The organism is Candidatus Peregrinibacteria bacterium, assembly GCA_016220175.1.
Taxonomy (GTDB): Bacteria; Patescibacteriota; Gracilibacteria; order CAIRYL01; family CAIRYL01; genus JACRHZ01.
In genome coordinates this window covers 1-24,184 of the sequence record JACRHZ010000057.1, presented here as the reverse complement: position 1 = coordinate 24,184, position 24,184 = coordinate 1, and the positions used below count along the sequence as shown (strand labels likewise).

At 40.3% G+C, this 24,184-nt stretch carries 28 protein-coding genes and 2 tRNA genes; 19 read left to right on the top strand and 11 right to left on the bottom strand.

Annotated elements, in window-relative coordinates; genetic code table 11:
- Positions 1 to 293: 293 nt before the first annotated feature.
- Both HZA38_04735 and HZA38_04730 read left to right on the top strand, forming a co-directional pair.
- A complete protein-coding gene (locus tag HZA38_04735; GenBank protein ID MBI5414789.1) occupies positions 294 to 620 on the top strand; it encodes a GIY-YIG nuclease family protein in 327 nt (108 codons plus the stop codon).
- Between the two features lie 118 nt (positions 621 to 738).
- Positions 739 to 1,809: a tRNA-dihydrouridine synthase gene (locus HZA38_04730; protein MBI5414788.1), complete on the top strand. Its 1,071-nt coding sequence runs from the start codon at positions 739 to 741 to the stop codon at positions 1,807 to 1,809.
- Here HZA38_04730 and HZA38_04725 read toward each other — a convergent pair.
- Positions 1,781 to 2,335 carry a thioredoxin family protein gene (locus tag HZA38_04725; GenBank protein ID MBI5414787.1) on the bottom strand — a complete coding sequence of 185 codons (555 nt, stop codon included), beginning with the start codon at positions 2,333 to 2,335 and terminating at the stop codon, positions 1,781 to 1,783. The two genes, HZA38_04730 and HZA38_04725, sit on opposite strands and share 29 nt — an antisense overlap.
- Before the next feature lie 323 nt (positions 2,336 to 2,658).
- Here HZA38_04725 and infA point away from each other — a divergent pair, with 323 nt between their 5' ends.
- The 14 genes from infA to rplK all read left to right on the top strand — a co-directional run bounded on the left by infA (position 2,659) and on the right by rplK (position 11,212).
- Positions 2,659 to 2,904 (top strand): translation initiation factor IF-1, encoded by a 246-nt coding sequence (infA, locus tag HZA38_04720; GenBank protein MBI5414786.1) that lies wholly within the window; start codon positions 2,659 to 2,661, stop codon positions 2,902 to 2,904.
- A 14-nt stretch (positions 2,905 to 2,918) separates the two neighbouring features.
- The gene (gene rpmJ / locus HZA38_04715) at positions 2,919 to 3,032 is read left to right on the top strand and encodes a 50S ribosomal protein L36 (GenBank protein MBI5414785.1); all 114 of its coding nucleotides are present in this window, start codon (positions 2,919 to 2,921) and stop codon (positions 3,030 to 3,032) included.
- A 31-nt stretch (positions 3,033 to 3,063) separates the two neighbouring features.
- The gene (gene rpsM / locus HZA38_04710) at positions 3,064 to 3,432 is read left to right on the top strand and encodes a 30S ribosomal protein S13 (protein MBI5414784.1); all 369 of its coding nucleotides are present in this window, start codon (positions 3,064 to 3,066) and stop codon (positions 3,430 to 3,432) included.
- 62 nt (positions 3,433 to 3,494) lie between these two features.
- Positions 3,495 to 3,944, top strand: a complete 450-nt coding sequence (gene rpsK / locus HZA38_04705) for a 30S ribosomal protein S11 (GenBank protein ID MBI5414783.1) — start codon at positions 3,495 to 3,497, stop codon at positions 3,942 to 3,944.
- A gap of 75 nt (positions 3,945 to 4,019) precedes the next feature.
- Complete coding sequence (gene rpsD, locus HZA38_04700; GenBank protein ID MBI5414782.1) at positions 4,020 to 4,616, top strand: 30S ribosomal protein S4; 597 nt, start codon at positions 4,020 to 4,022, stop codon at positions 4,614 to 4,616.
- A 27-nt stretch (positions 4,617 to 4,643) separates the two neighbouring features.
- Positions 4,644 to 5,615 (top strand): DNA-directed RNA polymerase subunit alpha, encoded by a 972-nt coding sequence (locus tag HZA38_04695; protein MBI5414781.1) that lies wholly within the window; start codon positions 4,644 to 4,646, stop codon positions 5,613 to 5,615.
- Positions 5,616 to 5,629: 14 nt separating this feature from the next.
- Positions 5,630 to 5,986, top strand: a complete 357-nt coding sequence (gene rplQ / locus HZA38_04690; GenBank protein MBI5414780.1) for a 50S ribosomal protein L17 — start codon at positions 5,630 to 5,632, stop codon at positions 5,984 to 5,986.
- A gap of 15 nt (positions 5,987 to 6,001) precedes the next feature.
- Positions 6,002 to 6,430 (top strand): 50S ribosomal protein L13, encoded by a 429-nt coding sequence (gene rplM, locus HZA38_04685; GenBank protein ID MBI5414779.1) that lies wholly within the window; start codon positions 6,002 to 6,004, stop codon positions 6,428 to 6,430.
- 24 nt (positions 6,431 to 6,454) lie between these two features.
- Positions 6,455 to 6,913 (top strand): 30S ribosomal protein S9, encoded by a 459-nt coding sequence (rpsI, locus tag HZA38_04680; GenBank protein MBI5414778.1) that lies wholly within the window; start codon positions 6,455 to 6,457, stop codon positions 6,911 to 6,913.
- Between the two features lie 46 nt (positions 6,914 to 6,959).
- Complete coding sequence (locus tag HZA38_04675; GenBank protein ID MBI5414777.1) at positions 6,960 to 8,861, top strand: LCP family protein; 1,902 nt, start codon at positions 6,960 to 6,962, stop codon at positions 8,859 to 8,861.
- Positions 8,862 to 9,033: 172 nt separating this feature from the next.
- Complete coding sequence (gene secE / locus HZA38_04670; GenBank protein ID MBI5414776.1) at positions 9,034 to 9,216, top strand: preprotein translocase subunit SecE; 183 nt, start codon at positions 9,034 to 9,036, stop codon at positions 9,214 to 9,216.
- 12 nt (positions 9,217 to 9,228) lie between these two features.
- Positions 9,229 to 10,056, top strand: coding sequence for a transcription termination/antitermination factor NusG (gene nusG / locus HZA38_04665; GenBank protein MBI5414775.1), 828 nt, complete (start codon positions 9,229 to 9,231; stop codon positions 10,054 to 10,056).
- A 17-nt stretch (positions 10,057 to 10,073) separates the two neighbouring features.
- A complete protein-coding gene (locus HZA38_04660) occupies positions 10,074 to 10,742 on the top strand; it encodes a hypothetical protein (protein MBI5414774.1) in 669 nt (222 codons plus the stop codon).
- 44 nt (positions 10,743 to 10,786) lie between these two features.
- Positions 10,787 to 11,212 (top strand): 50S ribosomal protein L11, encoded by a 426-nt coding sequence (rplK, locus tag HZA38_04655; protein ID MBI5414773.1) that lies wholly within the window; start codon positions 10,787 to 10,789, stop codon positions 11,210 to 11,212.
- Positions 11,213 to 11,245: 33 nt separating this feature from the next.
- Here rplK and queF read toward each other — a convergent pair whose 3' ends face one another.
- The 9 genes from queF to rpmB all read right to left on the bottom strand — a co-directional run bounded on the left by queF (position 11,246) and on the right by rpmB (position 17,981).
- The gene (queF, locus tag HZA38_04650; protein ID MBI5414772.1) at positions 11,246 to 11,716 is read right to left on the bottom strand and encodes an NADPH-dependent 7-cyano-7-deazaguanine reductase QueF; all 471 of its coding nucleotides are present in this window, start codon (positions 11,714 to 11,716) and stop codon (positions 11,246 to 11,248) included.
- Positions 11,717 to 11,718: 2 nt separating this feature from the next.
- A complete protein-coding gene (locus HZA38_04645) occupies positions 11,719 to 12,528 on the bottom strand; it encodes a hypothetical protein (protein ID MBI5414771.1) in 810 nt (269 codons plus the stop codon).
- Between the two features lie 40 nt (positions 12,529 to 12,568).
- Positions 12,569 to 13,225 (bottom strand): 7-cyano-7-deazaguanine synthase QueC, encoded by a 657-nt coding sequence (queC, locus tag HZA38_04640; GenBank protein ID MBI5414770.1) that lies wholly within the window; start codon positions 13,223 to 13,225, stop codon positions 12,569 to 12,571.
- 144 nt (positions 13,226 to 13,369) lie between these two features.
- Positions 13,370 to 14,077, bottom strand: a complete 708-nt coding sequence (locus HZA38_04635) for a 7-carboxy-7-deazaguanine synthase QueE (protein MBI5414769.1) — start codon at positions 14,075 to 14,077, stop codon at positions 13,370 to 13,372.
- Between the two features lie 36 nt (positions 14,078 to 14,113).
- Positions 14,114 to 16,147 carry a sodium-translocating pyrophosphatase gene (locus HZA38_04630; GenBank protein ID MBI5414768.1) on the bottom strand — a complete coding sequence of 678 codons (2,034 nt, stop codon included), beginning with the start codon at positions 16,145 to 16,147 and terminating at the stop codon, positions 14,114 to 14,116.
- A 139-nt stretch (positions 16,148 to 16,286) separates the two neighbouring features.
- Complete coding sequence (locus HZA38_04625; protein ID MBI5414767.1) at positions 16,287 to 17,255, bottom strand: phosphoribosylaminoimidazolesuccinocarboxamide synthase; 969 nt, start codon at positions 17,253 to 17,255, stop codon at positions 16,287 to 16,289.
- Positions 17,256 to 17,294: 39 nt separating this feature from the next.
- Positions 17,295 to 17,384 (bottom strand) — tRNA-Ser (locus HZA38_04620).
- A gap of 95 nt (positions 17,385 to 17,479) precedes the next feature.
- Positions 17,480 to 17,570, bottom strand: a tRNA-Ser gene (locus tag HZA38_04615).
- A gap of 153 nt (positions 17,571 to 17,723) precedes the next feature.
- Positions 17,724 to 17,981 carry a 50S ribosomal protein L28 gene (gene rpmB / locus HZA38_04610; GenBank protein MBI5414766.1) on the bottom strand — a complete coding sequence of 86 codons (258 nt, stop codon included), beginning with the start codon at positions 17,979 to 17,981 and terminating at the stop codon, positions 17,724 to 17,726.
- A gap of 64 nt (positions 17,982 to 18,045) precedes the next feature.
- On the opposite strand from rpmB, the gene HZA38_04605 reads away from it, so the two are divergent.
- From HZA38_04605 to HZA38_04595, 3 genes are read left to right on the top strand one after another with little or no spacing between them, the layout of a single operon-like run.
- A complete protein-coding gene (locus HZA38_04605) occupies positions 18,046 to 18,672 on the top strand; it encodes a site-2 protease family protein (protein ID MBI5414765.1) in 627 nt (208 codons plus the stop codon).
- A gap of 51 nt (positions 18,673 to 18,723) precedes the next feature.
- Positions 18,724 to 20,166: a DNA mismatch repair protein MutS gene (gene mutS / locus HZA38_04600; GenBank protein ID MBI5414764.1), complete on the top strand. Its 1,443-nt coding sequence runs from the start codon at positions 18,724 to 18,726 to the stop codon at positions 20,164 to 20,166.
- Positions 20,167 to 20,183: 17 nt separating this feature from the next.
- Complete coding sequence (locus HZA38_04595) at positions 20,184 to 21,389, top strand: MFS transporter (GenBank protein MBI5414763.1); 1,206 nt, start codon at positions 20,184 to 20,186, stop codon at positions 21,387 to 21,389.
- Between the two features lie 674 nt (positions 21,390 to 22,063).
- Here the strand turns inward: HZA38_04595 and guaA are convergent.
- Positions 22,064 to 23,971, bottom strand: coding sequence for a glutamine-hydrolyzing GMP synthase (gene guaA, locus HZA38_04590; GenBank protein MBI5414762.1), 1,908 nt, complete (start codon positions 23,969 to 23,971; stop codon positions 22,064 to 22,066).
- Positions 23,972 to 24,184: the final 213 nt, after the last annotated feature.

The window sequence follows — 24,184 nt, the reverse complement described above, 5'->3', positions numbered from 1 at the left end:
TTCATCATATTTTTTAATATTAATTTAATTTTTAAAAGAAAATACTTATCGAATTTCATTATCTTCCATATCAAAATTGTGCAAAAAAATAACTTTTGGCAAAACGTTTAAAAAGACTTCCTCTCAACATTTTTCGACTTTCCTATTCTGTTGTCGGAGTCCGACAACACAAAAGAATATTCAAGAAGCCAATTCTGAATTTGATTTAAGAGACTGCCCGTTCTTTGTCATCCTGAACTTGTTTCAGGATCTAAGTATCATAAGAAGTGAAGTAATCACTCTTTTATCACCACATGAGGAAAGAATATTACACATACATTACTACAAATGCAGCACGTACGGTACTTTATATCGGAGTTACCAGTAATATCGAATACAGAATGTATGAGCATAAAAAAAAGGTAAACAAAGGATTCACTGAGAAATACAATGTCTCAAAACTCGTATATTACGAAGAATTCGAGTACGTAGACGATGCTATTTTTCGAGAAAAACAATTGAAGAGATGGCATAGAGAATGGAAAGAAAATCTCATTCGCACACAAAATCCACACTGGAGAGATCTCAGTGCAGATTGGAATTATGATGACGCTGGAGATCCTGAAACAAGTTCAGGATGACAAAAGTGTGGTTAATTCTGACTTCTTTCCAAATTTTTGACGTGATCCCACTTGATGCCGGGCAAAATCTAAAATTGTCACTGTCCTTTCTTGTCAGAAGTCATCATTCTCATTTACAATGCATCGGCTTTCGCACCTCAAAAAAATGGTTTTTCGAGGATTCTGGGATGAGCTCACATCCCCCATTATCGGCCTTGCTCCTATGGACGGCGTTACCGATGCGCCGTTTCGGTACATGGTCGCAAAAAAAGGCAAACCGTCACTCATCATTACAGAATTTACAAATGTTGAAGGGCTCGCCCGAGGAGCCATAAAAATGCTCGACCAACTTCGTTTTGATAAAATCGAAAGACCGATTGTGGCGCAAGTTTATGGTGTGGAAAAAGATTCATATTATAAGGTCGCCCTTATAATTTGCTATCTTGGATTTGACGGAATTGACATCAATATGGGGTGTCCGATGCACAAGATTGCAGAGCGTGGATCTGGCGCAGGACTCATTGACACTCCTGATCTCGCAAAAGAGCTGATTCGAACTGTGCAAAAAGCAACGGGAGATTGGAAAAATGGAATCACCCTCGAAGAAGCAGAAATTCGTCCAAAAATTATTACCGCACTAAAAAAAATGCAATCGAAAGAAGCGCCACGTCGCCTTCTCCCCGTTTCTGTGAAAACGCGAATTGGAACACAAACGAATACTTCTGAAGAATGGACGAAACATCTTCTCGAAGCAAAACCCGCAAACATTACGATGCATGGACGAACGCTGAAGCAACTTTATAGGGGAAATGCTGACTGGGAAACGATTGCAAAAGCTGCTGAGATTGCGAAAGGAAGCGGAACAAGTTTTTTAGGAAATGGTGATATTTCTTCGTATGATGATGCGAAGAAAAAAATAGAAGACTATAAAATTGATGGTGTTCTCGTTGGCCGAGCAACATTTGGAAATCCATGGTTTTTTGCGAACTCTCCGCCTTCAATTTCTGATCGAATCGAGACTGCCATTGAACATAGTCAAAAATTCGAAGAGATATTTTCTGATCGCAAGTTTTTCCCCATGAGAAAACACCTCGCGTGGTACATCAAAGGCTTTGATGGCGCCAAAGAAGTTCGGACGAAGCTCATGAAAACCGAGAGTTCTGAGGATGTACTGCAAATTCTCAATGCGAAACTCTCTCCTTCCACTTAATCGAACATCCCCTACTCGATTTTTGGTCTTCCGGAGGAATGTGCTCCCCGCGAAGAATTTTTTCGAGCGCATCGGCCAATTCTTTTTTGGTCACGAGAGCTTCATCCTTTGAGTTGTCGTCAATCCTTCCGTGATATGCGAGTTTTCTTTGAGAATCGTACACAAAAATATCTGGAGTGCACACGGCGCCATAAATTTTCGCAACTTCTTGTGATTCATCATACAGATAGGGAAAGCGTATCGGAAGATTTTTCATGCTTTCAAAAGAATCTTCTGGATAATTTTCTGCATCATTCGCATTGATTCCGATGAATTGCACTCCTTTTTTGGAAAATTCATCGGAGAATGTATTCAGTCGAGAAAGAACAGCTTGAACATACGGACAGTGATTGCACATAAAAATAACAACAAGTGCTTTCGCCTCTGTAAAAGACTTGAGAGAGTAGACATTGCCGTCGATTCCCGAAAGAGAAAAATCTTGAGCTGGAGAGCCGAGGAGTGTTTTTTGAGATTCGAGGAGAACCATGGTGGGAAATTATAAATTTTGAATTATAAATTTTGAATTAACTCTTAAATTTTAATTTATAAGTAAGAAATTTCAGTGTTGTAATTGTTCGACTTTTTACAATCGCCAATTGAGAACTTTTTTAGATATTCTTCGTATCAGATTTCAAAAATTAGAAATTGCAATTTAATTCAAAATTTAAAATTCAAAATTCAAAATTACCTGCACTAAATATTCTACTTTGATCGAAAAAAAGTGTATCCAAAATTTCCCCAAAAAAAAAGCTTGCGTTTCTTGTCTGAGTTCTGTAAAATCCGCAAGCTTTTTTTGTGAAACAATTTTGCATGGGAAAAGAAGACGTTATTGAAGTAAGCGGAATTATTGAAGAATGTCTTCCCGGAGCACAGTTTCGAGTACGAGTTATCACTGAGGGGTTTGTAGAGAAAGATGGCTCCCCGATGTTTGTTCACGCGCATGTCGGGGGAAAGATGAGAAAGTATTCGATCCGAATACTCCCCGGAGATACGGTAACGGTTGAACTCTCTCCGTATAATCTCAAAAAGGGGCGCATTACCTATCGAGAAAAATAATTTTTCTAAATTGTATGAAAGTAAGGGCTTCCATCAGACGAATGTGTCAGCTATGTCGAATTATCCCTCGCGCGGGAAAAAAGTATGTCGTTTGCAAAATCAAGAAACACAAACAGCGACAAGGGTAATTTTGCTCATGTTATTTTTTTTCATTCCCTTATGGCACGTATTGCAGGAGTAAACCTACCGAACAAACGAGTTCAAATAGCGCTCACCTACATTTATGGAATTGGTCGCCCTCTCTCTCAATCGATTTTAGAGAAACTCAAGATCCCTCTCGATACGAGAGCAAATGATCTTTCCCCTGAACAGGAAAATATGATTCGACAAGAAGTGGGGAAGCATATGACGGAGGGAGATCTCAGACAAAAAATTTCTCTTGATTTAAAGCGTCTTCAAGAAATCGGCAGTTATCGGGGATATAGACATAGAAGAAAATTACCAGTTCGAGGACAACGCACAAAAACCAATGCTCGAACTCGAAAAGGAAAAGCAATCGCTATCGCGAATAAGAAAACCGTAGTCTAAAATCCGCTCTTCCTAATTTCTTTATAGTATTCTTCACAAAACTTTTTTTTATTTCTCGCCATATGGCACAAGAATCGAAACCAGAGGCAGCTCCAGGAGCAGCACCAGCAGCAGCAGTGACTCCAGCAGCGACTCCAGTTGTCCTTAAAAAGAAAATTAAACGTGTTGTCCCTGAAGGACGAGCGTATGTTTCCGCTGGATACAATAACACCATTGTCACGATGACTGATGCAAACGGAGGAGTTCTCGCGTGGGGATCCTCTGGAGCTGCAGGATTCAAGGGAGCAAGAAAATCAACTCCATACGCTGCACAGATGGCTTCACAAAAAGCAGCTGATGCAGCAAAGTTGTATGGACTTGAGAAGATACATGTAACGGTAAATGGCATTGGTCCGGGAAGAGAGCAGGCTATCCGAGGACTTCATCTTTCTGGACTTGAAATTCTTTCGATAGTCAATAGGACTCCTATCCCTCACAACGGTTGTCGCCGAAAAAAACCGAGAAAAGTATAAGTGACTTCTGAAGAATACTCCTCCATAGTGTTCCTCTGGAGTAATTCAAAATTTAAAATTTAAAATTCATAATTTATGAAGTATACCGGACCGAGAAATCGACTCGCACGCAGAGAAGGACAAGATCTTTTCCTGAAAACCACAATAAAAGGAGATTTAAAAAAAGCTCCTGGACCTCACCAGAAAAAATTCTCAAAAATGTCTGAGTTCGGGCAGCAGCTCCGAGAAAAGCAAAAGGCAAAAAGAATTTTCGGCATTACGGAACGAGTTTGTGAGAAGTATTATCGAGAAGCAGTTCGAAGGAAGGGAATCACGGGAACAAATTTTTTGCGTCTTCTCGAAATGAGACTTGATAATGTCGTGTATCGTGCGGGATTTACTATAACAAGAGCTCAGGCTCGGCAAATGGTGAATCATCGTGTGTTTGAAGTAAATGGGAAGAGAGCAAGCATCCCTTCAATGCAAGTTTCTCCAGGTGATATTGTGACTGTTCGCGAAAAATTTACCGATCATCCGGTAATTCTTCAAATGCAAGAACAAAAATCTTTTCCGCCAAAATGGCTTATTTCTGATATTAAAAAAAAGACGATAAAGGTGGAAAGGTCACCTGAAGATGATGAAATGGAGCAAACCATTACTATTCACCTTATTATTGAGTTCTATTCCCGTTAATCTTTTTTGCGTTTTTATTCACACGCTATGCATATTATTCAAGAAGAGATCGGTCCTCCAAAGTTGAGTTTTCAATCTCTTGAAGATAGTAGGGGGCAGTTTACTCTTTCTCCTCTTCCTTCTGGGTTTGGGCACACTGTCGGAAATTCTCTTCGGAGAGTGCTGCTTTCCTCAATTCCCGGAGCTGGAATTACAGCGATTAAGGTAAAGGGGGCAACTCACGAGTATGCGTCTCTTCCGGGGATGAAAGACACTGTTCTCGATCTCATCCTCAATCTCAAGCAAGTACATTTCAAAAAACATACTTCTGAGATGGAGATTGTCACCTTGGAGAAGAAAGGAACCGGACCAGTTACGGCAAAGGATATCAAAACATCAAGTGATATTGATATTTTGAATCCAGATCAAGTTATTACGACACTAGAAGGGAAAAACTCTGCTCTTTCTCTTGAAATTCGAATAGAAAAAGGAGTCGGATATCTCCCGGTAAAGGACCGCCTTAAGAACGAAGAAGATGCGGAATGGATACTCGTTGATGCGGCTTTTTCACCTGTACTCGCAGTGAAATACGAGGTGGCTTCCACTCGTGTCGGAGAAATGACGAATCTGGATAAATTGGAAATAGAAATTAAAACAGATGGTTCTCTTTCACCCGAAGAATGCGTTCGATTTTCTGCTGAACTTCTCAAGAATTATTTCAGCATTTTTACCGCTCAGAAGGAAGATCTTGTTGAACCAGATTTCATTGCTGATTTTTCAAAAACAAAACCAGCAGAAGCAATAGAAGAAGGCCCAAGCGAAACATACACTCCCATCGAGATTCTCAATCTTTCTCCGCGAACACTCAATGCACTTATCAATGGCGATATTGGGTCGATTGAAGAGCTCACTCAGTGCTCTCTTGCTAAACTTTCTACACTCAGAGGATTTGGGAAAAAAGCTCAGGACGAGGTTATTGCTGCACTCGAAAATCGAGGACTTTCTCTTACTGAAGAATAATTTTATTTCACGATATGCGACATCGAGTACAATCAAAAACATTACGTCTGAAAAGAGCTCCTCGAAGGGCTTTGGTTCGGAATCTCATTACCTCTCTCATTCTCCACGAGAGCATACAAACGACTGAGCTGCGTGCAAAAATCTTGCAGCGGAGTATTGAAAAGCTTATTACTCTTGTGAAAAGAAAGAATCAACGTGAAGCTATTCGAACACTTCAAAAGTTTCTTTTTCACGAAGAGGCGTCTCGAAAAATGCTGTCCGAAATTCTCACTCGATTCCAAAAGAAGACTTCTGGATACACTCGCATTATTCCAGTAAAAGTTCGCCCAGGCGATGCTGCTTCGATCGTACAAATTGAATTTACCTTCTAATTTTTTCTTGAATATATGAAAACTATTCTTCCCAAAAAATCGGAAATCAAAAGATCGTGGTATCTTCTCAATGCGGATGGTCTTGTGGTAGGAAAAATTGCCGCGAAGGTGGCTTCTATTCTGCGAGGAAAACATAAGCCTACTTTTACCCCACATATCGACACTGGTGATGGAGTGATCATTATCAATGCCGAAAAAGTGGTGTTTACTGGAAAAAAACTAGACCAAAAAAAATATTTTAGATACAGCAGACATCTCGGAAATGTGAAAGAAAAAACTGCTGGAAAAATCCTCGAAGATAATCCCGTAAGAATTCTCCAAAATGCGATTGGAGGAATGGTCCCACGAAATCACAATATGAAGATCATACTGAAGAGGCTCAAAATTTTCAAAGGCCCTGAACATAAGCACACTGCACAATCGCCTATTCCCCTTTCTCTCTAATTTTTACTTTCTTGTTATTTTACAATGCCTACGAAAAAAGAAAAATTGAGTCCAGCATCCGAAGAAAAAAAAGTTCCCCCTGCGAAGAAAGATACAAGACCCTTTCATTATGCTGTCGGAAAACGAAAAACAGCAGTAGCAAAAGTCCGAATGTATTCCGATGGAACGGGAAGAATTTCTACGAATGGGAAACAAGCGGAGGAATACTTTTTTGGAGTTCTTCTTGAGAAGATATTTGAGCCATTAAAAGTGGTTGGCTCGCTAAAGTCATATGACGTTGTTGCAGAAATTCAAGGAGGCGGAATTGTTGCCCAAGCAGATGCTCTTGCTCACGGAATTTCCAAAGCTCTTGCGCTTTCTGAGGAAGCGAGAAGAACGACACTCCGAAGAGCGGGATTTCTCACTCGAGATGCCCGAGTAAAAGAGCGAAAAAAATTCGGTCTCAAGAAGGCTCGACGTTCACCACAGTGGTCAAAACGATAATTCAATATACATACGAATTCTTCACTCCTTTAGTTGTGAACACCAGATGAATGCTCTTGACCTTGCTTCTCGCGCCAAAAAATCCGCTGCTCGGAGAAGATCATTGCAAAATAGTCCATGTTCTTCTCCATTCAGAAGGTTTTTCCGAGTATTTTGGAAAATTTTTGGTATTTTTTTCTTTCTTGTCCTTGGAGGAGGAATTCTTTTGGGAGGAGTGGAATCATACTCATATTTTCAGAATCTTAAACGTGAAATCGCAGATGTCCACAAAGTACAATTTGCTGAACTTGGAGATATTCGGATTCTCCACGAGTCGCTCGTGGCAGAATGTGAAGGAGGCAATGTTCTGAGGAGCTACCTTTTTATTCCTGAGAAAAATTGTGATTTTTTCCCAACGGAAGAAGCAGGCTCTGAAGAACCTGAAACTCTTGAATCAGCAGTGCTCTATTACTTGACACTTTTAAATTCCAATCAAGAAAAAAAAGGCGTAGAAGAAAAGCTTCAGGAATTTGTAAATACTTGGAATCAGAAAGAAAAAAATGAGCCTTCTCCATTTCTCATCGAAAATAAGAAATTGGCCGAGGTTGAAAATTTAAAAATTGCGATGAGTCATGATGAAAAAATACTGCTTCAAATTACATTCTTCCCTCTGGAAAATACATTTACCATTGAGAATGGAGGGACATCGGATGAACTTAAGGAAGACCTGTTCTTTGATGAACTTGCTCGCTCTCTTGAAACAGCAAAACAGAAATTTTCTACCGCAGAGAAAATCGCTGATACTCAGCAAAATTTGGATTCTAAACCCGATCAAAATTCTGTGACTGATCCGCTGAAAGGCGTATCTCCTGATGAGAATGCTCCACGAGAGGACGTCAAGACACTGCTCAAAAATCCAGATATTCTTCAGTATGCGGAATCTCTCGGATTTCGGATTCTCGGAATCCCTGAAAATGCAACTCTTCCTTGGAAAAATACTGATGTGTTTGATTTTGTGGGGGTACTCCAAAAAGGAGACGAAATCCTTCGATATTTTGCTCAAAAAAAAGAAACGGGCGAAATTTTTGCATTTCTGCCAGACGGTGCTCTCCCCGTCGCACTCCTTGGGCTGAGAGAAAGTATGATGCAAGCAAAAATAAGGGAATCTGAGCCCGATATTTCGGGATTAAAAAAAGTGGTCATTGGAGAACAGAGTGGGCGAGAAAATTTTCTTCTTCTCGGACAAAATGGAGGGAATATTGATACTATTATCGTGGCGAGTATTAATCATTCCGAAAAAAAAATCCATTTGGTGAGTATCCCTCGAGATCTCTATATGGGAGATTATAAAATTAACGGGTATTATGCGCGATATGGAATGCAGACATTTCTCTCAAAAATGGAAGAGATTATCGGACAGAGAATCTCAGGATATGCACTTATCGACTTCGATGTTTTCATTGATGCCATTGATATGGTCGGAGGCATAACCGTAACACTTTCAAGAGACGTCGTAGATCCGACGTATAAAACTTTTGATGATGGGGAATGGGGAACTTTGTATTTTGAAAAAGGAACGCATGACCTTTCTGGGGTACAGGCGCTCAGGCTCGCAAGGAGCAGGGCAACTTCGAGTGATTTCGAGAGAGCGAAAAGACAACATATGATTCTCAATGCTCTTCACGATAAAGCCTCAAATTTAGGAATTCAAAACGCGGACGGCATTATCCGAATGATTCTGGCGCTTATGAAACGCGTTCAAACTGATATTTCCCCGGGTGAGGCTGTTTCGAGGTTTTTTGCTCTCAAGGATTACACCATCATCGGAGGAAGCGTTCTCAGCACGCAAAATGCGCTTACTTCGACTGTGGAAGAGAGAGAAGATGGAGCCAAACAATATATCCTTCTCCCACGTGAAAATGACTGGGATCTCATAAAAAAATTCATTTGGCAAGAAATCCTGAAGTAATTTTAGATTTTAGATTCTCAATTTTAGATTAATCTAGAATTTAAAATTGAAAATCTAAAATTACTTTTGAAGTATTCACTCTGCCGTAAATTCTTCTTGCTTCTGACTACGAGACCAAGTACAATCTCCTTGACAGAACAGATGTTTTTTTGTCGTATTTTTATTCACTTCTATGAAGTCTCCTCTCGACTATTTTAAAGGTGCAGTGCACGAACTCAAAAATGTTACTTGGCCGACACAAAAGCAGGCGATTCGATTAAGCATTATCACCATTGTGTTTGTGCTTTCTGGAGCAGTTGTTTTTGGATTTCTTGATGGACTCCTCAGCACTCTTTTCTTTTCTTTTACTTCATAACAGTCATTTCCCATGACCCAAGACCCTCCTCAAAGTACTCTTCAGGATACCTCTTCCGATGAAGTACAAACTCCTTTGAAAGAAGAAGTCCCTGCGAACATACCTCTTTCACCTTCTGATGATGAAAAAATTACGGAAGGAGCAGTGGAAACTGAGAAATCCCCAGAATTGCAGAGTGAAGAAACCTCTTCCGAAAAGCGATCTCCCAAAAAAAAGAAAACCCCGGAAAAAAGTTCTGCAGAAGAAAAAGATTTTGTAGAAAAGCTCAAAACGAAGGCAGGGGTACGGAAAGTCTCTGGAAGGCAAGATCCTTCTCAAGGGAAAAATTGGTATGCCATCCATACTTATTCCGGATATGAAGATGCGGTCGAAAAAGCTCTCCGACTCCGAATCGACACCCTTGGAATGCAGGATAAGATTTTTGATGTTCTCATTCCCAAAGAGAAAGAAATCGTCATGAGGAGGGGAAAGCCAGTAGAGGTAAAAAAATGTCTTTTTCCCGGATACGTTCTTGTAGAAATGATCGTAACCGATGATTCTTGGTATGTAGTCAGAAACACTCCCAATGTTACGGGATTTGTTGGATCAGGAAATATCCCTGTTCCCGTTACTCTTGAGGAATTTAGCCTTGTGAAAAGTCGTATGGGAAGCGAGGAACCCAAATTTAAGGCCGATTTCAAACGTGGCGATGTTATCAAGATTATTAGTGGACCGTTTGCAACTTTTGAGGGAAATATTGATTCTGTTGATACAGAAAAAGGGAAACTGACCGTTCTCGTTTCTATTTTTGATCGCGAAACTCCTGTGGAGCTTGATTTTAACCAGGTAGCGAAAAAATGATCCCTCTCTGAGGTCACATGAAGAAACTCCTTATTGCTGCTGGCATACTCTTTGTCGCTTCAGGATTTGCTCTCCTAGAATATTTTTTCTTTCCGAATCGAGTGGTAAGACTTGAAGCATCTCTGAATCCTCAAACACAGGAAAAAGAAAGTCTCCCCAATTTTTTTCGTGTTCAGTCGGGAGACACTTCTGTTTCAGAGGTTTCAGAGAAAAATTTTGAATTTTCCGGAATACCCGGAATACTTCGGAAAGAAAGTGAATTTTCAAATCATCTTTTCGGACTCATTCGCATTGATCCAGAAAATGATGGTCTTGCTGTTCTTAAAACTGATTTCTTTGAAAATGGGAAAGATGTCGTCCTCGTGCGAGTATACGAGATATTTCCTACCGATTCGACCACTATGACGAAAGCGTTTTTAGAGCTCGGTGAAAAATTTGATCAAAAGTTTGCTGGCGACATCGAATCCAGCGTAAATCATACTGATTCCTATGGACTGAGTTCACTCTACGTGAACCCTTCGTCTCATCCAGAAAAGGTTTTTCTCGTGGTAAGTGCAAAGGATCGCATTCTTGGATTTGAATATTTGAAGGAAAACAACGAAAAACTTGTCCCTTTTATACAAAACTTAGCCCCATCGCAGAAAAGCGAAGAATCCGCTGGCGCTCTCTCGGCGAATATCCTATAATGAGACGCCAATTTCCCCATTTTTGTTCTTTCGTACTTGTACTTATGGCAAAAAAACTCGTGAGAATCATCACCATTCAAATCCCAGCAGGAAAAGCAAACCCTGCACCTCCAATTGGAACTGCTCTTGGACCAACGGGAATTACAATTCAGGATTTCTGCAAGCAGTTTAATGAGAAGACCAAGGAAATGGGCGATGTGGTCGTTCCTGCAAAAATCAGTATTTATGAGGACAGGACGTTCTCCTTCATTTTGAAATCTCCTCCTGCAGCAGTTCTCATTCGAAAAGCGATCAATATCCCAAAAGGATCTGGAGTTCCTCACAGTGAAAAAGTGGGGAATATTACAAGAGCCCAGCTTGAGGAAATTGCGAATATGAAGATGAAGGATCTCAATGCAAATGATATGGATGCCGCAGTCAAAACCATCGCCGGAACAGCGAGGTCAATGGGAGTGACAGTTGAAGGCTAGGAAGGCGACACGGCGCCGTGTCGCTTTCAGAAATCACCGGTCAAAATATCTGAGTCGATCATAATTCTCGATCATTTCTTTAATGATTCCTTTTTCTTCAGAACGAATTTTCTCTTTCCACTTGAGGAGAATGGGTTTTATGGAAATCCCTCCGCGCACAGAAAAATCACTCCAAACGCGCAGAAATTTTGGTTGGAGAAACTTCCAGAGATCGGTGAAGATTTGAGCCGTCACGGATTCATGAAATGCGCCATGATTTCGATACGACATGAGATAGAGCTTGAGCGATTTACTTTCCACTCCATATTTTTCCGGAATATAGAGAATTTCAATTTTGGCAAAATCTGGCTGACCTGTTACTGGACAAATACTCGTGAATTCGTTGCAGAGAAAGGGAACGAGAATGTCTCCGGCATCATTTTCGAATCGTTCGAGTTTTGCTTCATCGGGAGAAGATGCAATATCCGAATTTTTGCCGAGATGAGTAAATGTCGTGTGCTTCATAATTATTGAATACCGTTACAAGTTTTTGGATCTATATCTAAATTTAAACTCCCCAGAGAAGAATTTGGAAATTCTCCTATTTTGGAAACTTGAAGTGCTGTATCGACTTTAAAACAAACAGCTTTCGCAATTGGGACACCACTTCCATTCGTGATATAAGCAAAATAAGAATCTCCTCCATTTTCTGCTACTTTTACTGAAGTCCCGGCGAAACTTTCTTGTTGCTCAAAATTCTTGAATTCAGGATACGCTAATTCAATGGCATTTCTTTTTCGTAAAATAGTTTTTTCTGTGTTTTCTACTACCAATTGAGAATTCTCAATTTGAGCGCTTGATTCCTTTTCAGAAAGCCATTCACACTTTTCTTTGGGAAGAGATATTCCTTCCCCTCTACTAAAACTCACTTCTGAAAGAACGGTCTCATTATTCAGACGAAAGCAGAATTTTTGAAACGCACCGGAGAGAATTGTGTGGTAATAAAATTGACCGCATTCTTTTATGGAACTATCAAATGGTCTCTCGAGAAACTGACAATTCCCTGTTCCTTCGGCTTGAGCAATTCCTCCTTGTTCGGGAGGAGTTTGTACGTTGCTACATTTCGCTTTTTCCAAAGTGAAAAATGAACTTCCTTTCTTGGGAATATCATGTTTTTGTGACAAAAATTGCAGGTCAGTCTGAACCCAAGAAACACAATGAATGTCATTTTTATCAAGATTGATGTCTTTTTGCTTTGTTAAAATAAGGAAAGTTGAAACCAGAAAGAGGACTGCGAATACGCCTCCTTGTATCGCCAAAAAAGTTGTTGTTTTCACAGAAAAATTCATAACGGAAGTATATCAAATATTTTCAAAATCAAAAATATTCTGAAAGAGGATCCAAAGTGCCATTTTTCTTGAATGCCTCATTCCTTTCTGTACAACTCCCACATTTTCCGCACGGCTTTTCGCCGCCTTTATAACACGTCCATGTTTTTGAAAAATCGACTTTGAGGTCAAGACCAATTTTGACAATTTCATCCTTTTTCTTGTGGAGAAATGGCGTCAAAATTTCAACGTGATTCCAATCGGCGAGATTGATTGTTTCCGAAAGTGATGAAATAAATTCTGGACGACAATCGGGATAAATGGCGTGATCTCCGCTGTGAACTCCAAGCGCAATGCAAGAAATTCCATGTGATGAAGCGTATCCTGCAGCAATACTCGCAAAAATAAGATTTCGCATCGGAACGACGGTTTGTTTCATATTTTCATCTTCATAATGGCCTTCGGGAATTTCTGGACCATTTTGCAATAACGAACCGGAAAAATATCGATTCATTGGAATTTCTAGGATTTCATGCGGAACATTCAAATCCCGACAATTCTCCCCAGCAATTTGGATTTCTTTTGAATGTTTTTGTCCATACGAAAAAGAAATCGCCTGAACCTCATCTCCTTCATTTTTAAGAAAATGGAGGAGAACCGTTGAGTCGAGACCGCCTGAGTAGATGAGGAGAATGGGAATATCCATGGAAAATTTTTAATTTTGAAATTTTAAATTTCTAAATAATGATTAAGCATTAATTTCTAAACAAATGTTGTGAATATTTTTCGAAGTTTAAAAATTAGAAATTAAAATTTATTTAAAAATTTCAAAATTTTAAATTAAAAATTCCTAAACTCCTCTTTGATTATCCCACAAAAAAATATGCAGCCTCGGCGAATATTCAAACCCATATTTTTTACAGAGCAATTGTATCATAGGCACTCTTTGGAATTGCGCCTCCCTAGTTGATCCTTCTGGCATGAGCAGAATTTTTTTGAGATTATATTTTTTCTGCATTTCGAGAATTTCGTGAATATCTGATTTTTGAGCAATTACAAACTTGTAGAAATATTTTTTTGATATTGCCCGTAGGGGCGGCAGATCTGCCGCCCTTACAACAGAATTTCTTAATTTCGGCGAAACATTCACAACACTCAAAAATTTATCTATTTTCGACAAATCTCGAGTACCATTCGTTTCGATTTCATACGTGTAATTTTTTTGTAGAGACAATTCATGAATTGTCTCTACGTCATTTGGTGAATTTTTCGCCTTTCGTAGAACGTTTACGCCTTCGACAATTTCCAAAATTTCTTTTTGGAAGAGCGATGGTTCTCCACCAGTAAAAATAACATGAGTACAATTATATGAACAAATTTTTTGTACAATTTCTTCAAGATCCATTTCTTTCCATTCAGCGTATTTTGGATGCCACGAATATTTCGTATCACACCATGAACAAGAGAGATTACAGCCAAAAAAGCGGACGAAAATCGCCCGCTTTCCTGCATTCACGCCTTCTCCCTGAATGGAGTAAAAAATTTCTGATATTTTCATGTGTGCCATGGAAGCGACACGGCGCCGTGTCGCCTTCTACAAAATCCCTCCATACGCCGCCACTGATCCCGCAATGAGCAGCGCAATCGTGTTGATCACCTTAATGAGAGCATTGAGCGCTGGTCCTGCGGTATCTTTGTATGGATCTCCGACAGTATCTCCCACAACCGCGGCTTTATGCGCTGGAGAACCTTTTCCGCCAAAATTTCCTTTTTCAATATATTTCTTCGCATTATCCCATGTGGCTCCGCCATTTGCCATGGATACCGCCATAAGCAGTCCAGAAACTATGACTCCAATAAGAAGTCCTCCAAGCGTTTTTGGTCCAAATACAAATCCGACAATGAGCGGAGAAAGTACAGCAATAAGCGCTGGAACTATCATTTCTTTGAGCGCCGCCTTTGTCACAATATCAACACATTGCCGATAATCTGGTTTATTTTTCCCCTCCATAATTCCCGGAATTTCTTTAAATTGCCTTCTCACTTCTTCCACAACGGAATGAGCGGCTTTTCCAACGGCTTTCATCGCAACTGCTGAAAACGCGTAAGGGATGAGCCCTCCCAAGAATAATCCGACAATAACGAGATAATCCGTAAGATCAAAGAGAACCTCTTTTCCCGAATTTATGAGAGCTCCATTGTAATCCTGAAAAAGCACGAGCGCCGCGAGTGCCGCTGAACCAATTGCGTATCCTTTGGTCACTGCTTTTGTTGTATTTCCCACGGCATCAAGCGCATCGGTAACATCACGTACATCGGAAGAAAGTTCACTCATCTCCGCAATTCCTCCGGCATTATCCGTAATTGGTCCATAGGTATCCATTGCGATCACCATTCCCGTAGTCGAAAGCATTGAAACCGCAGCAATAGCGATTCCATAGAGGCCTCCAAAAGCGTATGAGGCAATAATTCCGGCAACAATAATGAGAACAATAAGAATTGTGCTTTCCATTCCCGCAGAAAGTCCGATAATAAGATTTGTTCCTGCACCGGTTTCAGAAGCTTTTGCGACGGAACGAACTGGGCGATAACTCGTGGAAGTGTAATATTCCGTCACAATGATAATCAGAACTGTTATCACTGCTCCTACGACAGTCGCGAGAAATAAATTCTTCTCATTCGCTCCACTCAACATGTAGTCAGATACAAAGTAAAATCCAATAAGAGAGAGAATTTGGGCAACTGCCATTCCTTTGTAAAGTGCTTTCATGATTTCCTCTTTTTTTTCTGTCCTCACAAAATTAATCCCGATCATAGTGGCGACAACAGCGACAGCTCCAAGAGCAACGGGATACAGAAGATATTGAATCGCGCCAGCTCCCGTTGGTCCTTCTGCAACTGCGAGAATCATTGCCGCGATGAGCGTTACCGCATATGTTTCAAAAAGATCAGCTCCCATTCCGGCGCAATCTCCCACATTATCTCCCACATTATCCGCAATTGTCGCGGGATTTCTCGGATCATCTTCTGGAATTCCCGCTTCTATTTTTCCGACAAGATCTGCACCCACATCTGCCGCTTTTGTAAAAATTCCTCCTCCAAGTCTCGCAAAGAGAGAAATAAGCGAGGCACCAAATCCAAATCCAATGAGGAGGTGCGGAATTTCTGAGACGGGAACCCCCATTTTATAAAAAAGACCGTAAAGACCGGTAACGCCAAAAAGCGCAAGTCCTACCACGGAAAGTCCTGTCACCGAACCGCCTTTAAAAGCGACTTTCAGCGCTTCTCCGAGTCCTTTTTTTGCTGCAGCAGCTGTTCTTACATTTGCTCTTACGGAAACATTCATGCCCACATATCCGGCAATTCCTGAAAAAATTGCACCGATGAGGAATGAACCTGCTATATACATTCCAAGTCCAAACCAAATAATAAGAAAGAGGAGAAGAGCAAAGACAGAAATTGTCTTAAATTGACGATTCATGTATGCCATTGCTCCCTCGCGAATGGACGCAGAAATGCTCTGCATTTTTTCAGTTCCAGCATCAAATTTGAGCACATTCATCGTAATGAATGCAGCATACAAAAGTGCAAGAAATGCGATGCCATGGGCAATCCAGATCGTATTCATGGGGAGAAAAAGAAATGAAAAAATCTTGGGAGAGTGTACGGGAAGAATATAAAATTTTAAAGGTAAAATGTAAAAAAATTCAATGTTTAACACATTTGGATTTAAAAAATTTTTAACATTTTCCATTTTGCCTTTTCCATTATTCTTCAAAATATTTCTTCAAATTTTCCTCAATCCTTGTGACTCCTCCCATTTCTGGAACAAATTCTTCTCCTGTAATCGTTTCAAACGCCTGCATGTATTTTTCCGAAAGTTTGACCACGAGATCCTGAGGAGCATCGGGAAGAACTTTGTCATTATACGGATCGCAGTGTTCTACAAACCAGAGACGTAAAAATTCTTTATCGAATGTCTCTGGTTCTTCGCCTTTAGAAAATCGTTCTTCGTATGTGGAGACCTTCCAATAACGCGATGAATCTGGCGTATGGATCTCGTCAATGAGAATGATATTCCCTTCTGAATCTTTTCCGAATTCATACTTTGTATCGACAAGAATAAATCCGTTTTTTGCGGAAATTTCTGAACCTCTTTGAAAAAGTCGTAAGGCTTTATCCGCGACAAAATCCCAATCATCTTCAGTCATAATCCCCCGTTCTACAATTTCTTTTGGTGATATTTTCTCATCGTGAGCCTCTGTTTTTGTCGTCGGAGTAATGATGGGATGTTCAAATTTCTGATTTTTTTTGAGACCTTCAGGAAGCCGAACTCCACAAAAATCTCGGACTCCTTTATTATAATTTACCCATGCGGAAGTTGAAGTTGTCCCCGTAATATATCCGCGAACGACCATTTCAATAGGAAGCACTGTCGCTTTTTTGACCACAGAGACATTCGCATCAGGAACAGCAATCAGATGATTTTCGATAATGTCCTTTGTTTTTCCAAACCAAAACGCAGAAATGCGATTTAAAACTTGCCCCTTAAAAGGAATTGAGGCAAGAATGCGGTCAAAAGCGCTCTGGCGATCGGTCGTTATGAGGACTCTTTTTCCATTGATTTCGTATGTATCGCGAACTTTTCCCTGATAAATCTTTTTTCCGAGCGGGAAATCTGTTTTTTCAATGACATTTGTGAGATTTTGAAGAATAAAATCTTGAGAAACGGTCATAGGAAAAAGAAAAAATGACAAAAAAATTACGTGTGTGTCTGGCGGAGAGAGAGGGATTCGAACCCTCGAGGGTTTTTACGCCCTGCCACGTTAGCAGTGTGGTGCCTTCAGCCACTCGGCCATCTCTCCATAACATAATAGAAACGCGGACATTTTGGCGAAAAGGAGAGAAAATGTCTACTCTTCTTCCAGAATTACCTTGTCTATCGACAAAAATATTTTTCTGGCGGAGAGAGAGGGATTCGAACCCTCGGTCCGCTTTAGGCGGACACACGCTTTCCAAGCGTGCGCACTAAGCCACTATGCGATCTCTCCAAATTCAGGAGCGCGCAAAATTGTAGCAGATGAATGAGAAATCACAAAAAGGTCGCGTGCTGAAAGGCACCTCTTGAAAAAATACAAAAAAGAAGACCGTTTCCTGTCCTCATTCTTATTGCTTATTGCTTATTGCTTATTGCTTATTGCTTACTACTTACTACTTTCCGCTACTGCTTTCTTCTCCATTTTCTTCGTCATCCTCGCTTGATCACGTTTCGTCATTGGCTTCGAAAGCGTTCTCATTGCATTCGTGGAAATACGCACACGAACAAGCATTTTCTTGATGGGATCATAAACGCGTTTCCAGTGAAGATTTGGAAGGAATCTTCGATTTGTTCGACGTACGGAATGGGACACATTATGCCCAGATGAAGGTTTTTTCCCCGTAAAATGACATATTTTCGCCATGGAAACCTGAAAGAAATTGCTGTAAAGTGCTCGCGGATTTTTTCATAATCTTTCCTCCGAGTCAATGGATTTTAGTCTCCCCGAACTCGCTCTCTGGATTCTTGCTTTTGCGATTTCAGTTTCATTCCATGAGGCCGCTCACGCGACTGTGGCGAACTTGTTCGGTGATCCTACCGCAAAATATGAGGGGCGAATTACTTTGAATCCCCTGAAGCATATTGATGTTATGGGTCTTCTTTTCCTCATTTTCGCACGATTTGGATGGGCGAAACCAGTTCCAGTGAATCCTCGAAATTTTACTCGTCCGAGATTTCACATGGCACTTGTGGCAATAGCCGGTCCGCTTTCTAACTTTTGCCTCGCATATTTTTTTCTTCTTTTTGCAACATTTTCCGAAAAATCTCTTCCTCCGATTTTTACATACATCTCAAGTTCACTCTTCTTTATAAACGTTTTTTTGGGATCATTTAACCTTCTTCCCCTGAAGCCGCTTGATGGAGAAAGTGTGCTTTCACTCTTTATTCCCAGAAAATTTCGGGAGCAATATGAATATTTTGCCATGCACGGACCGTTCCTTCTTTTTGGAATACTCGGACTTGGATTTTTCTTTCATGTGAATCTTCTGATGTTTATTTTATTGCCAATCGTAAATTACGTTTCGACAATATTGGAATTTTTTGTGTTTTTTTAGAAGGCGACACAGCGCTGTGTCGCCTTCCTCATAATCTTCTCATAGCTGATCATGGCTCCCCTCTCAGATCTTACTTCACTCCTCGAAAAAGCGCTTGATGAAAACGCTCCTTTCCAAATTTCTGATGGCGGAGTGATTCGTGACGGATATGACGCAGAAATCGACGAATACCGAAATCTGAGACAGCACGGAAAAGAATATCTCGCAAAATTGCAGAATGAAGAAATTCAAAAAACGGGAATTCAAACTCTCAAAATAAAATCGAATAATGTTTTTGGATATTTTTTTGAAGTCCCGAAAGGACAAATTAAAAATGTTCCCGAATATTTTATTCGGAAGCAAACACTCGTAAATGCGGAGAGGTACATTACTCCCGAGCTCAAAGAATATGAAGAAAAAGTCTTTTCTGCTGAGACAAAACTTTTACAGAAAGAACAGGAAATTTTTACAAAACTTCAAAAGAAGGCACTCGAATACACTGCAGAAATACAAAAAATTGCATCGGCAATTGGAGAACTTGATCTTCTTTTTTCATTTGCGAAAACGGCGAATCGAAGAAGATATACCAAGCCAAAATTTTCTGGAACAAAAAAACTCCGAATTTTGCGCGGACGACATCCGGTAGTTGAGTCGATGCAGGAAAATGAAGGAAGTGATCGATTTGTTCCGAATGATTTAGAAATGGGAGGAGGTTCGAATAGCGCAACGTTCTGCCTCGTAACGGGACCAAACATGGCGGGAAAATCAACATTTCTTCGGCAGAATGCTCTTCTCATTCTCATGGCGCACATGGGCAGTTTTGTTCCCGCCGAAGAAGCCGAAATTCCCATCGTGGATAGAATTTTCACTCGCATTGGGTCCGGCGATATTCTCTCCAAAGGACAATCGACATTTTTGGTGGAGATGCAAGAAGCGTCTCATATTTTACGAAATGCCACGGAAAACTCTTTTATCATTCTCGATGAAATTGGAAGAGGAACATCGACATTTGATGGACTTTCTCTCGCATGGGCGATTACGGAAGATTTGGAGTCGAGAAAAATTAAAACGCTTTTCGCGACGCATTATCATGAACTTATTGATCTTGTGGAGAGTCTCAAAAAAGGAAAAAATCTTTCCGTTGCTGTTTTGGAAAATGATCAAGGTGTTACGTTTCTTCATCGTATTATCGAAGGCGGAGCATCAAAAAGTTTTGGGATTGAAGTCGCCCGTCTCGCGGGAATTCCAGAGAAAATTACTGAGCGTGCGAAGGAAATACTTCAAAAATTGGAAGATGAAGAAATTGTGCTTGAGCCAAAAAGTCGAAGAGTACGAAAGAAAAAAAATGATGAGCATCAGCAAAAACTTTTTCCAGCAATTTCAACACCTGAAAAAAAATCTGGATCTGAAATTGAGAAAGTCTTAAAAACAATTGATATCAACCATCTGACTCCAATGGAAGCGCTTCAAAAACTCTTTGAACTGAAAAAAAATATTGAAGAAAATGATGAATAATACTTTTTTTGAATGATATGAATTTCCAAAAAGAAAAATTAATTATTGTTCTTACCGTTCTTATTGATGTTATTGGAATTGGGATTATTATTCCGATTCTCCCGTTTTATGTTGAAAGTTTCGGCGTCTCTGAATTTGTTGTTACGCTTCTTTTCTCTGTATTTTCTTTTTTTGCGTTTTTTAGCGCTCCGCTCCTCGGAGCACTCTCTGATAAATTTGGTCGAAGACCAATGCTCCTCTTGAGTCTCCTCAGCACTTCGATTGGATGGTTTGTTTTTGCATCGGCGCACAGTGTCCTTTTTCTCTTTCTCGGAAGAATCATTGATGGAATGGCAGCGGGAAATCTTCCCATCGCTCAGGGATACCTCATTGATATCGCGAAAGATGAACGAGAGAGAACAAATAATTTGGGAATTATTGGCGCGGCGTTTGGAATAGGATTTATCGTGGGCCCAGCTATTGGTGCAGCACTGAGTCACATTCATCCCGTCCTTCCTTTTTGGTTCGTTGGCGGACTCGCAATGGCCAACGTTATCGGAGCGTTTTTCTTTCTTCCGGAAAGCCATCTTCAGAAAGATCATGCAAAAAAAATTGCATTAAATCCAGTGGGACCGATTATAAAAGCCCTAAAAGATACGTCTTTGAAATCGCGATATACCGCATGGTTTCTTTTTGGAATTGCCATCGCGGCAATTCAATCGATTTTTGCCTTGTATCTCAAATCGGCATTTAGAGCTGATGCAAAATTTATCGGTTTTGTAGCGACTCTTATGGGAATTTTAATGGTCATCAATCAGGCGATTCTTCTCCCAAGATTTTGGCTGAAAAGATTTTCAGAATCTTTTTTAGAAATTTGGCTTTTTCTCATTTACGCTGGTGTATTTCTCCTTCTTTCCGTGCCAATTCTTCCCATTTTTGTGGCGGGATTACTCCTCAATGTTTTTTTCCAATCAACTCTTCGCATCGCAATTTCGAGTCAAGTCGCCGGAATGGCAGGTCAACACAGGCGAGGAGAAGTCCTTGGCATTCTTTCTTCCATCCTTTCCCTCGCGATGATTATAGGACCAATACTTTCGGGAATTCTTTTTGAAATATCACTTTCTCTTCCATTTTTCATGAGCTCTCTCTCACTTCTTTGCGCATTTTTTCTCATGAAATACTGCGGAAAACATCCCTCCATGAAAAAACAAATTAAAGAAGGGGAAGTTCCTCAAGCGCTTTAGAGATCTTTATTCGGAAGGTCATCATAGATTTCGTAAGAAATCTCCGGTGCTATGATGTGGAGAAAACGATTGCGCTGGGACCACTTTTGGCCAACCTCGTGTTTGTTTCCGGCATACTATTTGCCGACACGATGGTGATCCCAGCTCAATCTGAAGAACAAGCATGCTCCCTCGTCGTCTAAAGTCGACGAAGAGGACGAGGAGGAAACATGCAAGAAAGAAGGACTCGGAGGAATGTCGCTAAGCATCCCCTGAAGACGCGCACCTGAAGAGGGACGCTAAGCAACGTCCTCCAAGTCCATACTTGTTTGGACCACATATCATGGTCCAGAAAAGAAATCTTTGAAAAAATGAATTTCAAAAATTTGTTTTCCGGACCAAAGTGTCCAAAAGAAATCATAGCAACGGAGAGTATGGGTGTTTATGAAAAAGCGAGAAATACAGGATTCCGTGTGGAACCGGTATTTCAAAATGTCATAAACACTCAGCTCTCCGCAAAAAATGGTGAAAAAGATCAATCTCTCCTATTTTGAATCAGAAGATGATATATTTGCATATTGTATATTTTTTGTCAATTTTATTTTATAAATATGCAAGCGCGCGTCTAGATTCACACTTTTGAATGTGATCATTCTTCCTTATTCCTTATTCCTTATTCCTTATTCCTTATTGCCCTATTCCCATTCAATCGTTCCCGGCGGTTTATTCGTAATGTCGAAAAAGACCGCAGAAATTCGGCGCGAATAGGCCGTTCGAGGCTCTGAGGAGCCCTCAGGCTCTCGAAGAGGATTCGCGCTTTCCGGTTGATTATTATCCGTAATTCGTAATTCGTAATTCGTAATTTCTAAAATCCTATTGCTCATCCGCTGAACAACTTCCATTGGCATCCTGGCGAACGACGCCGTCATCGCTTCAGTACTTTCGATCGGACGGAGAATAATCGATTCCCCTTCTCCAAAAGAAACAGGAACAAGAACAACGGGAAACTGCCAAATTCGATCTTTTCCGTCGAAACTTTCTTCATCAAGAATTTTCCGAACGATTGCATCGGCTTCTTGCGCGATTTCGATTCTATTTTTTGTGAGAGACGATTTCTGAACAACGGGATTTTCGAGTCGATGAGAATGAGAAATACACAAAATAACTCGATTCACTTCACGCCACGCGTTTGGAATCGCCGTCGCAATATTATCGAGTTCTTTCCACGACAATTCTTTCTTCGGAAAAATTGCCAGCGGATGACGGTATGTTCTCGCATCACCTTGTACACCGACGGATTTTATCGGAAGAATTTGTACTGAAATTTCTGGAAATTTTGTTTCGATTTCTTGTTCGATTTTTTCCGCATTTGGAAGAGGATCCTCTTTTTCAACGCAGAGAATCCTGACGCCAAGTCCTGGTCCTGGAAAAGGATGGCGCGCGACTATTTTTTCCGAAAGCCCCAGTTTTCGTCCGACTTCCCTGACTTCATCTTTGTACAAATCTTTCACCGGTTCAATAATTTTTCCTTCTTCGATCAGTTTTTGAATTCGCTCCACGCGATTATGATGCGTTTTAATTTTTGACGCATGACGAGTTCCTCCGCTTTCAATCGTGTCGGGATAAATTGTTCCTTGTCCGAGAATCCATTCATCGGGATTCAAATTCAGCTTTTCTGAAACTTCTGCCTGCACATCGAGAAATGTATTTCCGATAATTTTTCGTTTCTGTTCTGGATCGGTCACTCCTTTCAAATTTCGAAGAAATCGATCCGCTTCACGAGCGACGTGAAGATTCGCAAACCCTGCAGAAGCGAGCATTTCTTCAACTTCTTTTACTTCATTTTTTCGGAGAAGTCCGTGATCGACAAAAAGTCCGTATACGCGATTTTTCCCGAGCGCTTTTTCGAGAAGCGCGAAAGTTACACTTGAATCGACTCCTCCAGAAGTAAGCAAAAATACTTTTTTCCCTTCTGCTTGCTCACGAATTTTTGCGATTTCTGATTCGAGGAAATCTTCAATTTTCCAGGTATTTTCAAGTCCGCAAATGTGAATAAAATTTTTATAGAGGAGCATTCCCCATTCCGTATGTGTTACTTCTGGATGAAATTGAACTCCATAAATATTTTTCCTAAAATCTGCCATTGCCGCAATGGCGCAATCATCCGTTTTTCCCGCAATTTCAAATCCTTTTGGAAGCTCGACGATTTCATCTCCATGGCTCATCCATGCGATAGAAACATCTGGAAAATTTTGAAAAATCCCTTCTTTTTTGAGCGGAGTAAATTCGCTTTTTCCAAATTCTTTTACTTTTCCTCCGACAACTTTTCCGCCGAGCGCGTATCCAATGAGCTGATGTCCATAACATACACCAAGAACAGGAATTCCGAGCTCAAAAATCTTCGGATCAACTTGTGGAGAATTCTCTTCAAACACACTCATGGGACCACCGGAAAGAATAATTCCTCCAATATTTTTTGATTGTAATTTTTCCGCAGAAATATCATTCGGAAAAATTTCTGAATGCGCATGAAGACGGCGAATACGATTTGCAATGAGGTGTGCATACTGAGCGCCGAAGTCGAGAACTGCGATGGAAGGCAAGAAAATAATTTTAGATTTTAAATTTTAGATTTTAAATTTCAAACCTGTCGTACGCCTTTTATTTATAATCTAAAATCAGTAGTGGGCGGTTAAGAAAAGGTTAATAGCTTAAAGTGATTGTTTTAGACTGTGGTTTTGAGATTTTTAACATTTTTCGATTTCAGGGAAATTCAGGGATAATTGGCATATTTTTTGCTGGTTTCCTATGAATAC

Excerpts from the sequence above, each read along its gene's own strand:
- rplK (MBI5414773.1), top strand. The coding sequence starts at position 10,787 with ATGGCAAAAAAACTCGTGAGAATCATCACCATTCAAATCCCAGCAGGA.
- rpsI (MBI5414778.1), top strand. The coding sequence starts at position 6,455 with ATGCCTACGAAAAAAGAAAAATTGAGTCCAGCATCCGAAGAAAAAAAA.
- rpmB (MBI5414766.1), bottom strand. The coding sequence starts at position 17,981 with ATGGCGAAAATATGTCATTTTACGGGGAAAAAACCTTCATCTGGGCAT.
- HZA38_04660 (MBI5414774.1), top strand. The coding sequence starts at position 10,074 with ATGAAGAAACTCCTTATTGCTGCTGGCATACTCTTTGTCGCTTCAGGA.
- HZA38_04635 (MBI5414769.1), bottom strand. The coding sequence starts at position 14,077 with ATGAAAATATCAGAAATTTTTTACTCCATTCAGGGAGAAGGCGTGAAT.
- HZA38_04695 (MBI5414781.1), top strand. The coding sequence starts at position 4,644 with ATGCATATTATTCAAGAAGAGATCGGTCCTCCAAAGTTGAGTTTTCAA.
- HZA38_04630 (MBI5414768.1), bottom strand. The coding sequence starts at position 16,147 with ATGAATACGATCTGGATTGCCCATGGCATCGCATTTCTTGCACTTTTG.
- queC (MBI5414770.1), bottom strand. The coding sequence starts at position 13,225 with ATGGATATTCCCATTCTCCTCATCTACTCAGGCGGTCTCGACTCAACG.
- rplM (MBI5414779.1), top strand. The coding sequence starts at position 6,002 with ATGAAAACTATTCTTCCCAAAAAATCGGAAATCAAAAGATCGTGGTAT.
- infA (MBI5414786.1), top strand. The coding sequence starts at position 2,659 with ATGGGAAAAGAAGACGTTATTGAAGTAAGCGGAATTATTGAAGAATGT.
- HZA38_04605 (MBI5414765.1), top strand. The coding sequence starts at position 18,046 with ATGGATTTTAGTCTCCCCGAACTCGCTCTCTGGATTCTTGCTTTTGCG.
- HZA38_04735 (MBI5414789.1), top strand. The coding sequence starts at position 294 with ATGAGGAAAGAATATTACACATACATTACTACAAATGCAGCACGTACG.
- HZA38_04730 (MBI5414788.1), top strand. The coding sequence starts at position 739 with ATGCATCGGCTTTCGCACCTCAAAAAAATGGTTTTTCGAGGATTCTGG.
- mutS (MBI5414764.1), top strand. The coding sequence starts at position 18,724 with ATGGCTCCCCTCTCAGATCTTACTTCACTCCTCGAAAAAGCGCTTGAT.
- nusG (MBI5414775.1), top strand. The coding sequence starts at position 9,229 with ATGACCCAAGACCCTCCTCAAAGTACTCTTCAGGATACCTCTTCCGAT.
- HZA38_04675 (MBI5414777.1), top strand. The coding sequence starts at position 6,960 with ATGAATGCTCTTGACCTTGCTTCTCGCGCCAAAAAATCCGCTGCTCGG.
- secE (MBI5414776.1), top strand. The coding sequence starts at position 9,034 with ATGAAGTCTCCTCTCGACTATTTTAAAGGTGCAGTGCACGAACTCAAA.
- HZA38_04725 (MBI5414787.1), bottom strand. The coding sequence starts at position 2,335 with ATGGTTCTCCTCGAATCTCAAAAAACACTCCTCGGCTCTCCAGCTCAA.
- rplQ (MBI5414780.1), top strand. The coding sequence starts at position 5,630 with ATGCGACATCGAGTACAATCAAAAACATTACGTCTGAAAAGAGCTCCT.
- queF (MBI5414772.1), bottom strand. The coding sequence starts at position 11,716 with ATGAAGCACACGACATTTACTCATCTCGGCAAAAATTCGGATATTGCA.
- rpsD (MBI5414782.1), top strand. The coding sequence starts at position 4,020 with ATGAAGTATACCGGACCGAGAAATCGACTCGCACGCAGAGAAGGACAA.
- HZA38_04595 (MBI5414763.1), top strand. The coding sequence starts at position 20,184 with ATGAATTTCCAAAAAGAAAAATTAATTATTGTTCTTACCGTTCTTATT.
- rpsK (MBI5414783.1), top strand. The coding sequence starts at position 3,495 with ATGGCACAAGAATCGAAACCAGAGGCAGCTCCAGGAGCAGCACCAGCA.
- rpsM (MBI5414784.1), top strand. The coding sequence starts at position 3,064 with ATGGCACGTATTGCAGGAGTAAACCTACCGAACAAACGAGTTCAAATA.
- HZA38_04625 (MBI5414767.1), bottom strand. The coding sequence starts at position 17,255 with ATGACCGTTTCTCAAGATTTTATTCTTCAAAATCTCACAAATGTCATT.
- rpmJ (MBI5414785.1), top strand. The coding sequence starts at position 2,919 with ATGAAAGTAAGGGCTTCCATCAGACGAATGTGTCAGCTATGTCGAATT.